The 11,872-nt window shown below is 71.2% G+C and carries 11 protein-coding genes; 5 read left to right on the top strand and 6 right to left on the bottom strand.

Annotated features, from left to right (window positions below; all coding sequences use genetic code 11):
- From VFW24_10670 to VFW24_10650, 5 genes are all read right to left on the bottom strand, one after another.
- The coding region (locus VFW24_10670) for a cellulase family glycosylhydrolase (protein ID HEX5267225.1) at positions 1–1,501 on the bottom strand (1,501 nt) is incomplete at its 3' end.
- A 225-nt stretch (positions 1,502–1,726) separates the two neighbouring features.
- Positions 1,727–2,443, bottom strand: a complete 717-nt coding sequence (locus VFW24_10665) for a class I SAM-dependent methyltransferase (protein ID HEX5267224.1) — start codon at positions 2,441–2,443, stop codon at positions 1,727–1,729.
- A gap of 90 nt (positions 2,444–2,533) precedes the next feature.
- On the bottom strand, positions 2,534–3,256 hold the full coding sequence (locus VFW24_10660; protein ID HEX5267223.1) for a class I SAM-dependent methyltransferase: 723 nt from the start codon (positions 3,254–3,256) through the stop codon (positions 2,534–2,536).
- A 56-nt stretch (positions 3,257–3,312) separates the two neighbouring features.
- Positions 3,313–4,800: a sulfotransferase gene (locus VFW24_10655; protein HEX5267222.1), complete on the bottom strand. Its 1,488-nt coding sequence runs from the start codon at positions 4,798–4,800 to the stop codon at positions 3,313–3,315.
- 29 nt (positions 4,801–4,829) lie between these two features.
- Complete coding sequence (locus VFW24_10650) at positions 4,830–5,603, bottom strand: sugar transferase (GenBank protein ID HEX5267221.1); 774 nt, start codon at positions 5,601–5,603, stop codon at positions 4,830–4,832.
- Between the two features lie 144 nt (positions 5,604–5,747).
- On the opposite strand from VFW24_10650, the gene VFW24_10645 reads away from it, so the two are divergent.
- The 5 genes from VFW24_10645 to VFW24_10625 are packed head-to-tail and all read left to right on the top strand — an operon-like array spanning position 5,748 to position 11,639.
- On the top strand, positions 5,748–6,491 hold the full coding sequence (locus VFW24_10645; GenBank protein HEX5267220.1) for a sugar phosphate nucleotidyltransferase: 744 nt from the start codon (positions 5,748–5,750) through the stop codon (positions 6,489–6,491).
- Between the two features lie 31 nt (positions 6,492–6,522).
- The gene (locus VFW24_10640) at positions 6,523–8,454 is read left to right on the top strand and encodes a glycosyltransferase (protein HEX5267219.1); all 1,932 of its coding nucleotides are present in this window, start codon (positions 6,523–6,525) and stop codon (positions 8,452–8,454) included.
- Between the two features lie 2 nt (positions 8,455–8,456).
- Positions 8,457–9,977 carry a glycosyltransferase gene (locus VFW24_10635; protein HEX5267218.1) on the top strand — a complete coding sequence of 507 codons (1,521 nt, stop codon included), beginning with the start codon at positions 8,457–8,459 and terminating at the stop codon, positions 9,975–9,977.
- Between the two features lie 49 nt (positions 9,978–10,026).
- Positions 10,027–10,647 carry an acyltransferase gene (locus VFW24_10630; GenBank protein ID HEX5267217.1) on the top strand — a complete coding sequence of 207 codons (621 nt, stop codon included), beginning with the start codon at positions 10,027–10,029 and terminating at the stop codon, positions 10,645–10,647.
- On the top strand, positions 10,644–11,639 hold the full coding sequence (locus VFW24_10625) for a sulfotransferase (GenBank protein ID HEX5267216.1): 996 nt from the start codon (positions 10,644–10,646) through the stop codon (positions 11,637–11,639). The genes VFW24_10630 and VFW24_10625 overlap by 4 nt, the downstream gene beginning before the upstream one ends.
- On the opposite strand, the gene VFW24_10620 is transcribed toward VFW24_10625, so the two are convergent.
- Positions 11,599–11,872, bottom strand: a 274-nt coding sequence (locus VFW24_10620; GenBank protein ID HEX5267215.1) for a hypothetical protein, incomplete at its 5' end; no start/stop codon positions are given. The two genes, VFW24_10625 and VFW24_10620, sit on opposite strands and share 41 nt — an antisense overlap.

Below are 11,872 nucleotides of genomic sequence, written 5' to 3'. Positions count from 1 at the left end.
GCTGGAAGGTGATGGTGTCGGCCAGGATCCCGAAGTGGCCGCCGGGGGCGCCGTAGGCCCCTCCCGAGTACCAGCCGTACGCCGTCCAGCCGATGTCGAGCGACTCGGCCCAGTTGATGACGCTCTGGACGTACGCCGACCCGCCCGGATCGGGCCAGCCGAACTCCGTCACCATGACCGGGTTGGTGGCGGCCAGGGGCGCCCACGCCCGGAGGAAGGCGGGCACGTTGTAGGGATCGGACGACGCGCAGTTGGGCGGCGCCGATCTCGGGCAGGTGTAGGCGTGGGCGGCGTACACGACGTTCGCACCCCCGAGGAGGTAGCTGCCCGACGGCGGATCGTTGGCCCAGTTGTTCCCGCTGACGAAGACCAGGTTGCCGGCGCCGGTCTGGCGCACGGCGGCGTACATCTGGCGCATACCGGCCGCCTGCCACGTGACTCCGTAGGCGCCGACGAGGGGGCCACCGTTGAGCCACTGGTCCCAGGTGATGCCGTAGGGCTCGTTGAACAGGTCGAACGCCACCAGGGGGTTGGTCTTGTAGCGGCTGGCGACCGACTGCCAGAAGGTGATCGAGCCGGGGGCATCGGCCATCCGGTACTGGCCCGACGGGCCACACGGGGTCGTGCTGTTGTTGTGCAGGCTGAGTATCGCCACCATGCCGCGGCTCGTGATGGAGTCGACGACCCGGTCCACGGCGCTGGCGTAGCCGGGCGCGTAGGCACAGTCGTTGGAGTCCCAGTAGTTCTCGCTGAGCAGGACGCGGACCACGTTGTCCCCCCACTGCTTCATGTGGGCGATGTTGTTGTCGTCGAGCTGGGACCCGGGGGGAGCCGCGGGGTTCCAGTCGAGCCACTCGCTCGCCGTGCCGCGCAGGGTGACGACCTGATCGTTGGCGTCGTAGATCCGGTTGCCCGAGGTGTGCAGGGGCCCGGCTATGGCGGCCGAGCCTCCCGGGTGGGTGGTCAGGGCCACCGTGTCGACGTAATGGGTCTCGCCGGCTGCGGCGCCGTAGAAGAACACGGCCGTCTCGGCGTAGGCGGTGCCGGCGGGGGCGATGCCGACCGCGGGCCCGGTCTGGCTCCATGCGGCCGCCTGGTCGGTGCCCAACGGGCCCCAGGCCGACCCGAGGGACGCCCCGGTGGCCGAGCGGAAGGCCACCATGGCGTCGGCCCGACGGGCTGTGGTGGCGGCCCGGACCCACGCCGTGGCGGTGTACACCTGCCCCGGAGCGGCGGGCGTCCACGCCGACGTGCCGGCCCCCTGGACCGTGGCCATCTCCACCGCGCCGATGGTTGAGGTCAGCGCCAGAGCCCCGGGGCCGGACTGGGACGGTGTGGCCACCTGGCGGGCCGTGGCGGCGGCGCCCACCCAGCCCCCGGCGCCGAGGTCGAAGGTGGCCTGCGACCCGGTCAGGAGGTTGGTCACGGCGGCAGTCGTCGAGGTGCCGGTCGAGGCGCCCGCCTCGGCGGCCGGGGCCGAGGTCGCCGCCACCACGCTCACGGCGAGGACTCCGCATCCGGAGGCGCCGGCCAGTGCCCGGCCCCAGCGACGCCTTCCCCATCCGGTCCCGCACCCCAGAACTCTCTGCATGTCCGATGCCCCTCCGCCGGTCTTGCGGTCCCGGAGGTCCCGGCCATCGACCGCCCCTCCAGCCTCTGGGGTCCAATCGACCGATTCGCCCCCGCTCCTGAGGGCAATCCGCCACAAAAGTGCGGCTTGGGGCGACTACCTCCGGATCCGCCCACCCACCAGGTCGATGGCCCGGCGCGGGAGGGAGGCACGGGCGGGGGCGGGACGGGAGAGGCCCCGCCGGGCCAGCTCCGAGGACACGAACGAGTCCAGGTATCCGTCGAGGGAGTCGTCGAAGAACATCCGCTCCTCGTAGCTGAACCCGTCCTTCCAGAAGAAGGCGTTCACCCGCTCGGCGTCGGACAGCCGGTCCCCGAACCCGACCGGGAAGTAGGCCGAAGCCCGGCCGTGCACGACGTGGTGCTTGAAGATGAACCGGACCCGGTCATCCTCGGTCTCGACCAGCCAGTGATGGTGGCCCCACCCGACCCACGGTCCCTGGATCCCGAAGCTCTGCTCCTCCAGGCGGGAGGGTGTCTCGATATAACCGGCCTTGGCCACCCGGACCAGCTCCGAGCACACCCAGATCGGGTCCCGGACGTCCTCCAGCGTCTGGGAGCAGATGGCGAAGTCGAACTCCTTGTCGCCGAAGGGCCACGGCTCGCGGGCGCAGATGTCGTGCTGCACCCAGGTGTCGGCGGTGAACCGCTCGGCTCCGGGTCCCTCGGCGCCGAGCTCCCCGCGCGACTCGTACGGCATCAGGTCCAGCACCACGTCGGCCCGACGGAAGGGCCGGGCCCCTCCGCCCACGTCGAGGACCCGGGACTCGTTCCCGAGCAGGCCCATGATCCGCTCGACGCTGGCACCCAGCACGGGGCCGAAGCTAACAAAGCGTCGAATCGAGGGTTCGAGCGGGCGGCGGCCCGGGTCGGCCCGCCCTAGGGCTGATGGGCGAGGCGCGGCTCAGACGTGGCCGCGTACCCAGCGTCGCCGCCCCTTCCAGGGCCCCCCGCCGGTGGCGGGGAGCTCGAACTGCGGCCCCATCTCGACCCGGGCGAATCCCGCCGACCGGACGAGCCTCTCGAGGCCCGCGGCGTTCGGCAGCCACCACTCGAACTCGTCTATGCCGTCGAACTGGGCCAACGGACGGCGACGGTACGGGAAGTGCTCCTTGACCGGGTTGGTGATGTGCACGACGCCGCGGCAGACCGCGCGCAGTCGCTCCACCGCCGTGGGGGGGTCCTTCAGGTGGACCAGCATGTCCCCGCAGAAGACGAAGTCGAACGTGCCCAGCTCCTGAGGGTCGAGGCGGTACACCGAGCAGAGCCGCCGGTCGACGGACGACCCGAGGATGCGGCGGGCGAGCTGGAAGCGAGCCTCCTTGGTGGCGTCCATCGCCTTGTCGATCCTGGGTCGGAGGCTGGTCGGCCAGTCGGCCTCCTCGGGGCTGTCCAGGTCGACCGCAACAACCTCGGCGGCGTTCCTGCGCTCCATGGCGAAGGCCCAGTACCCGTCCATGGTCCCGACGTCCAGGCACCGCTTGCCGGACAGATCGGCGGGCAGGCCGTGCTTGTCCTCGGTTCCCCGGTGGTCGAACATCCCGCTCGTGACCACTCCGTTGCCGAGGTCGAGGCTGTGGTACCAGGGATATCGACCGACCTCTTCGCGAAGCTCCTGTGTGTCCATGTCCCCTGTCCCTGTGTGATCGATTCTCTCGGTCAGGCCGCGGTGCTCCGCCGATGCTATTGCGGGGGAGGATCCCCCTGATGGGCCCTCTGGCGCCTCATCTCGGCCCGGGCCGTCAAGAAGGCCGGATGGAGCGCCGCCCGGATCACGTCGAACGTCGTGGCGTAGCCCCGGCTCACCAGCTCCCCACCCGCGGCGGCGTAGATCTGGGCCCGCTCCGACGCCCGCATGTTCTGCCAGACCCCCGGCCCGACTCGGGCCGCCTCGCCTGCGTGGACGCTCACCCGGCGCGAGACGGCGTCGTGCAACGGGCCCGCCACCGCCTGTCCGTCCGGCAGGCCGACCCAGCGGAAGATGTCGCGGACGGTCTGCTCCGGGTCGGCGAAGAGCTGCTCGTAGCGCAGCTCGCGGAAGCGAGGCACGGCCGGGGCGCTGCCGACCACCTCCCTCACCGTGTCGGTCCACATGCGGGCGGCGCCGACCAGACTGGGCTGCTCGAAGAACGGCACCTTGGTGATCGAGCGGGCCACGTCGCGCCCGTCCCGAACCAGGTGGATGAACCAGGCGTCGGGATACACGGCCGCGATGTGGGAGACGTATCGCGAATGGATCGGGGACTTCTCCACGAAGAACTCGGCTCCCGGGCTGTGGGAGGCCAGGGCGGAGAGGAACATGGCGTCGCAGAACCGGCGCAACAGCTGGGTGAACGACGCCTCGTCGAGGTACGCCGACAGGCCGGACCCGGATTCGAAGTTGCTCCACAACGGCTCGAGCTGGTGGAACAGCCAGGTCTCGGTCTCCTCGATCCCTCCGGCCAGCGGGTGGGTCATCAGGAGTGACTCGAGCCAGGTGGTTCCCGAGCGCCCGCATCCCACCACCGTGATCAGCCGGTCCCGCATGCCGTCCGGCGGCGGCGTGCTGACCCCCCGGGCGCGCGCGCCTGCCGGTGGCGGGGAGGGAGCCGGACCCGGTACCTGTCGGGACCGAAGGGCTTCATGAGCAGCCGTCAGGTCTGACCCGTCGGCATCCAACCCGAGATCCCGGACGAACGACCGGAAGGCGGCGAGAGAGCCCGAGAGGCGGTCCAGGGTCACCGACAGGGTCGGCGTGCCGGTCGAGGCCGGCGGCCACCCGCCGTCTACCTCGACCAGGATGGCATCGGGGTACAGGCTGCGGATGACAGGCAGGGCCCCGACGTAGTCGGTGGAGAAGTCCACGACCGTGCGCGCTCCGGCTGCGGCCGCGTCGAGGACGCCGTCGGTGAGGGAGCGAAGCAGGCCGAGAAACGGCTCCGCCTCGATCATCCGGGCCGGGCCCATGTGGCGGACCCACTGGTAGTCCGCCCACAGGACGTTGATGCCCTCGGAGAAGATGCGGGTGGGGACCGCCGGCGCCGACACTCCCGGCAGGTGGTTCAGGGCGTTCCCGATGACCGCGCCGGTGATCTCGTCCCCGGTGACCGGGACCACCAGGCGCCGGTGCCATCGGCTGTCGCGGGCCGCTGCGGCCGGTAGGCGGAAGGCGTCGGGATCCTGACCCGTCATCAGGCCTTGACCGGCTTCCCGGAGGTTGACTACGACGCACCCCGTCCGGAGAGGACGGCGGGAAGGGTCTTGGCCAGGATGGCGAGGTCGGTGGCGATGCTCCAGTTGTTCACGTAGTACAGGTCGAGCCGGACGTACTCGTCGAACGAGACGCTGCTGCGGCCGTTCACCTGCCACATCCCGGTGAGCCCGGGCTTGACCCGGAGCCGCTGGTACAGCTCAGGTGTCCAGCCCGCCGCCTCCCCGGGCAGCGCCGGCCTCGGTCCGACCAGCGACATGTCGCCTCGGAGGACGTTCCAGAGCTGGGGCAGCTCGTCCAGCGAGGCCCGGCGCAGGACCCGGCCGACCCGGGTGATGCGGGGGTCGCGGGCGATCTTGAACAGCGGCCCGTCGGCCTCGTTGCTGGTACGCAGCTCGGAGAGCATCTGCGGGGCGTCCCGGACCATGGTCCGGAACTTGAACATCCGGAATGTCCGGCCGTCCTTCCCGATCCGCTCCTGCACGAACAGGGCGGGACCGGGGCTGTCGAGCATGACCAGGACCGCCAGGGCCAGCGTCAGGGGCACCAGGAGGGCCAGCCCGGCCGCGGCGCCGACGATGTCGATCAGCCGCTTGGCCCCCGCCCGCCAGCCGGCGGCCGGCTTCGGCTCCGGCGCGACGATCGAGGAGGGCGGAGCCGACGCAGTTGACGCCGACGGCGGAGGGTCGGTGCTGACCGTGACCAGCGCTCCGGGAACCCGTCCCAGGTCGGAGACAGGAATCCGGTCCTTCGTCGGGATCATCGCCTCGGCCAGCAGCGTCACGACTGGTGGTTTCGCCTCGTGGGGGCGCTTCTCCTGCTGTGCCGGACACCGGGCCGAATCGGCGCCCTCGTGCCCCCCCGGGGGAGCACCCCCCGGCCGGGCGGTCCCGCTGGTCGCAACCGACCCGTGCCGTAGATTCCGGCGGTGGACAGCGCCGATCCGACCGGGGCCGAGCCGGCCGATCTGGCCACGGTCATCCTGTGTGGCGGCCGGGGGACCCGCGCCTACCCGGACTCCGTCCAGGTCCCCAAGCCCCTCCTCGAGGTGGGCCAGCGACCGATCGTCGAGCACGTCATGGGCACCTACACCAGGCACGGATGCTCCCGCTTCGTGCTGGCCACGGGGTATCGCCACGAGCTCTTCGACGAGCGCTACCCCCCGGCCCCGGAGGCCGAGGTCGTGCCGGTCGACACCGGTCTCGACACCGACACCGGAGACCGCGTGGCCCGGGCCGCCGCCCTCTGCGAGGGCCCGAGGTTCTTCGCCACCTACGGGGACGGGGTCGGCAACGTCGACCTCCGGGCCCTCCTGCGGTTCCACCGCACCTCGGGAGCGGAGATCACGGTCACCACGGTCCCCCTCCCGTCTCCGTACGGGACGCTGGAGACCGATCCGGACGGCAGGGTCACCGAGTTCCGGGAGAAGCCGCGCCTCACGGATCACTGGATCAACGCCGGGTTCTTCGTGATCGAACGGCGCGCCCTGGACCACTGGGTGGGCGCCAACCTCGAGCAGGACGTGTTGCCCGCCATGGCCGGGCGCGGGGTGCTCTTCGCCTACCGTCACCTGGGCTTCTGGAAATCCATGGACACGTTCAAGGACCGCCAGGAGCTGAACCTGCTGGCGGAGGAGGGAACGCCCCCGTGGGAGCGCCTCGACCGGGCCTAGCCGGCATGTCCCGGCACCGGAGAGCGCCCGGGTGAGCGCCCGCCCGTCGGTCGATGTCGGTGTCGTCACCTGGAACACCGCCGAGCTGACCACCTCCGCCCTCCGTCATCTCCTGGAGACGGACCAGGGCTGTGACCTGCGCCTCCTCGTCCAGGACAACGCCTCGAGCGACGGAACCGCCGAGACCCTGGGCCGTGAGGTCCCCGAGGCCGAGGTCGAGGTGAGCTCGGCCAACTGGGGCTTCGCCAAGGCCGTGAACCGCCTGCTCGAGCGGTCGACGGCCCCGTGGTTCCTGGCACTCAACTCCGACGCCTGGCCGGAGCCGGGCGCGGTCGGCCGCCTGGTGGCCGCGGCCGAGGCGTCCCCCACGGCAGCGGCGGTGGCGCCCCTGCTGCTGCGGCCCGACGGCTCCCAGGAGCACTCGACGCACCCCTTCCCGTCGCTGGCGGTGGCCGCCCTGGACGCGGTCGACGGCAGGCGGTGGCTGCCCACTCCGATTCTCGACCGCCTGTGCCTGGAGGGGGCGTGGAAGCAGGATCGGGCCCGGACCGTCGACTGGGCCGTCGGGGCGGCCCTGCTCATGCGCCGGTCCGCCCTGGCCGAGATCGGCGGCCTCGACGAGCGGTTCTTCATGTACGTCGAGGACCTCGAATGGTGCTGGCGGGCCCACTCCCGGGGTTGGTCCATCTACTTCGAGCCGGCCGCCGTGGTCCGCCACGTCGGGAATGCCTCCGGCCGGGTCCGGTTCGGGGAGCGGCGCCTGGCCGCAGAGGCCACCAACCTCGAGACGTTCCTCCGCACCGCCCGGGGGGCGGCCTTCTTCCGGGCCTACCGCGCCCTGCGGACGGTCGGCCTGACCCGCCGGTACCTCGCCGCCCGGAGGGCCCACACCGACGACCAGGGCTACTGGCGCCTCCTGCTGAAGCTGGAGCTCGGCCTCGAGGCGCCGCTGGCGCTGAGCCCGCCGCAGGAGGAGGCGGCTCGACTCGCCCCGACCGGGGGGTCCCCGCAGGCCCGGGTGGCGGTCGTGGTGTCAACCCGGGACCGGTGCGCCCGGCTACCACGCCTGGTCGCGGCCCTCGAGCGCCAGACGCTGCCCCCCTCCTGCTTCGAGGTGGTGATAGTCGACGACGGCTCCGGTGACGACACCCCGGCGGTGCTGGAGCGTCTGAGCCGCGAGAGCCCCGTGCGCATCACGGCCCTGCGGACCGAGGGCAGGGGCCCGGCGGCGGGCCGCAACCTGGGTTGGCGCCGCACCGACTGTCCCGTCGTCGCCTTCACCGACGACGACTGCGTTCCCGACCCCGGCTGGCTCGAGGCCGGGCTGGCCGCCTTCGCAGACGGCGGCGTCGTGGTCATCGGCCGCACCCGCCCCCCGGCCGACCAGCAGCGACTCTCGGAACAGCCGTTCTCGTTGGTCCTCGACACCTCATCGGCGCAGTTCTTCGAATCGTGCAATGCGTTCTACGCCCGGGCCGACCTGCTCCGGGTCGGCGGCTTCGACGAACGGTTCCGCCGGCCGAGCGGGGAGGACACCGATCTCGGGCTGCGGGTGCTGACAACCGGGGTCGAGCCACGCTTCGCGCCGGAGGCGATCGTCGATCACGACGTCCGGAGCCGTTCCGCTCTCCAGGCGGCCCGGGAGGCGACCCGATGGGAGGATCTCCCGCTGGTGATCAAGGGGCGCCCGTGGGCCCGGCGCCGGCTGGCGCACCGCTGGCTGTTCTGGAAGCCGTCACATCCGGCCGCGCTGCTGGCGGTCGGCGGTCTGGCCGCTGCCGTGCGCTGGCGGCCGGCCGCGGGGCTGGCCCTTCCGTGGCTGAGGTACCGGCTGACGGTGGAGCCGGTCGGCACGACGCCGTGGGCCCGGGCCTCGAACCTGCCGGGGGCCCTGCTCGTCGACGGCGCCGAGGTGCTCACGATGGCCCGGGGCTCCGTGCGGCACCGTACCCTCCTCCTGTGACCATGCGCGGCGAAGATCTCACCGTCGTCATACCGACGCGCGGCCGCACGGAGATCCTGAGCCAGACGGTGGCCGGACTGAGAGATCAGTCGGTGTCGGGCTTCGAGATCCTGGTGATCCTCGACGGGGAGGATCAGGAAAGACCCGATCTGCCCGGGGCTCACGTCATCGCCGCGCCGAGAGGCGGCCCGGGCGCGGCCCGCAACACCGGTGTGGCCCGCTCGGCGCGGGCGCTCGTCCTGTTCCTGGGCGACGACATGGTCCCCGACCGTCGTCTGGTCGAGAAGCACCTGGACCGGCACAACGCCGAACCGGACCCGTCGGTCGGGGTGATGGGGACGGTCATGTGGCACCCGAAGGCCTCGGGCCGCCCCCTGCACCGCTGGATGGACCGATCGTCGCTCCAGTTCGACTTCGGAGGCATGGCGGCGGGCGACGACGCCGGCTGGTTCCGGTTCTACTCGTGCAACGTCTCGCTCAAGCGGGACTTCTACTCCGCCGTGGGCGGATTCGACGCCGGGTTCCACTACTACTACGAGGACATGGACCTCGGCTGGCGATTGGGCCAGGCCGGATTGGTGCTCCGCTACGAGCCGGCCGCCCTGACGCGACACCTGCACAGCTACGACCTCGAGGGCATGCGCCGGCGCTTTGCCGGGGTGGCAACCGGTGAGCGCGCCATGGCGGCCAAGCACGCCTGGTTCGAGCCCTTCTTCGCCAAGAAGTTCCGGGCCGTGCAGGACGCCGGCGACGAGCCGAGGTTCTGGAAGTCGTTGGAGCGCCTGCCGTGGCCGGGCACGCTCGGCGCGAAGGTGGTCCGGCACACCGACACCTGGTACTTCCAGCAGGTGGCCGACAGCTTCCTGGAGGTGTGGAACGGCGAGGCCGACCTGGCCGAGCTCAAGGAGTATCTCGGATCCGAGTACGACGAGAACGCCCTGCACCGGCACCGCCAGCTGGTGGACGAGGAGGAGGAGTCGGCCCCGGACGAGGCCACCTTCTACCGGACCAGCACCGGGTACCTGTACGACCTGACGGTCTTCGCCATGTCGGGCACCAAGGCTCCGTACCGGAGAGCCCTGCGCCGGCTCCTGCCCCCCGGGGCCCGGCTCCTCGACTACGGATGCGGGATCGGCAGCGACGGCCTGCGGTTCCTCGACGACGGGTACGAGGTGGCCTTCGCCGATTTCTCCAATCCGAGCACGACCTATCTGCGCTGGCGTCTCGACCGCAGGGGCTCCGAGGCGGCGATCTACGACGTGGAGACGAGCGTGCCGGGCGGTTTCGACGCCGTCTTCTCCTTCGACGTGATCGAGCACGTCCCCGACCCGATGGGCTTCCTCGACCAGCTGGAGAGCCGAGGCCGCATCGTGGCCGTCAATCTCCTCGAGCCGGATCCCGAGGACACCCACCTGCACAAGCCGCTCCCGATCGCGGAGATCGTGCGCCGGGCAGGGCGGCACAAGATCCTGCACCGCAAGCTCTATCACGGTCGGTCCCACCTTCTGATCTACGAGGTCTAGGGGCGCCCGGCAGCAGGGGGCGCCGGCGCCCACGTGGCACACTGAGCCGGTGGACGACCCTTCTCTGTTCCGCACGGCCTCCCGGTATGTCCGGCGCTCCCGTTATCTCAACGAGAACGCGTGGCCGGGGACCAGGTTGAGGGTCAAATGGGAGTTCCTGCGGCGGGACAGCTACATCACGGCGCCGTTCTACGGGCCGATCCTGGCGGCCCTCCGGGAGGGTCGCCTGGAGGTCGGGCGCAACGTCATGCTGCTGGGTGGATGCTGGATCACCGTGCCGGAAGGCGGCCGGGCCCGGATCGGCGCCGGTACCCACCTGAACCTGGGCGTCTTCCTGGCCGCCTACCAGCACGTCGAGATCGGGGCGCACTGCATGTTCGCCAACGGATGCTTCATCACCGACGCCGACCATCGCTTCGACGACCCGCACCGGCCGATCGGCGCCCAGGGCTACGAGGTCAAGGGCCCGACGGTGATCGGTGACAACTCCTGGCTGGGCGTCAACGTGGCCGTCCTGGGGGGAGTGACCATCGGGCGCAACTGTGTCATCGGAGCGAACAGCGTCGTGAACCGGGACATCGAGCCCTTCTGTGTCGCAGGCGGTGTCCCGGCGCGCGTCATCAAGCGAATCGACCCGGACGGGGCACAACAGATGGGCCAGGCGCTGTGAGCACCGCGTCCGGCACCGGCGGCCGGCCGTGGAGCGGGCGGGCGAGCGCGACCGGCCGGCAGATGGTGACCGAGTTGACGAGGCGGCTCCGCGGTGCCGACTCTGTCGAGGAGTCGCTGGTGTGGATGCTCGGCTCCCCGCGGACCGGCAGTACGTGGCTCCTCAACCTGATGCGCATCAGCCCTCGCGTGGTCCCGGTGGACGAGCCGGCCATCGGCACCCATCTCGGGCTGTTCTCGGCTGACGTGATGGGTGCCCACCCGGCCGGCTTCGATAAAGCCGAGCCTCTCTTGATGTCGGCGCGCGAGCACGACCCGCAGTACTTCTTCTGCGCCGACCGGGCGGACGTCTGGAGGCCGCACCTGCGCCGACTGGTCCTGGCCCGCATGGAGTCCTACGCCCGGGACGCGCCGGCCGGCCCGGCCCGTCAGCGGCCCGTCCTGGTGATCAAGGAGCCGACCGGGTCCCAGGCGGCCGGTCCACTCCTCCGCCTGCTGCCGGCCTCCCGGCTCCTGTTCCTGCTCCGCGACGGCCGGGACGTCCTGGATTCGGAGATAGACGCCGTCCAGCGGGGCGGGTGGTTGGCCGATCTGTTCGGCAGTGAGGACGTGATGTCCGGGGATTACCTCGTGCAGTTTGCCCGGGCCCAGGCGTATCGATGGGTCTCACGTACCGAGTACGTCTCCCAGGCCTACGACAGCCATGACCCGAGCCGGCGGTTGCTCGTCCGGTACGAGGATCTGCGCTCCGACACGGCTCCGGGCCTGCGCCGGATCCTCGACTGGCTCGGGCTCGAGTATCGGACGTCGGAGCTCGAGGACCACGTGCGGCGGCTCTCGTTCGAGGAGCTACCGGAGGAGCAGCGGGGACGGGGGCAGTTTGCCCGGGCGGCCCGCCCCGGTCACTGGCGGGAGAGCCTCGGGCCGGAGGTCACGGCGGTGATCGAGCCCATCATGAGGCCGACCTTGGAGCGCTTCGGCTACCCGCTCTGAACTTCGCTCCGAGATCGACCAGACCGGTCATCTCCGCCGGGCCCGACACGAAGAAGAGGTATCCGGGCGGCGGAGTGGCCCGGCGGACGAAGTCCTTGAGGGTCACGAGCTCGGCGGTGGCGGTGTACGAGCCAGTGCCCAACCTCATCTGGAGCCGGATCTCGAAGGTCTCCCGGTCCCCTTCCTTGTAGCGGCGCCCCGAGAAGGGATGAGCCTGCTGGAACACCACGACC

It is taken from the genome of Acidimicrobiales bacterium (assembly GCA_036273495.1).
Lineage (GTDB): Bacteria > Actinomycetota > Acidimicrobiia > Acidimicrobiales > JAJPHE01 > DASSEU01.
This window is presented reverse-complemented; position numbering and strand designations above follow the sequence as displayed.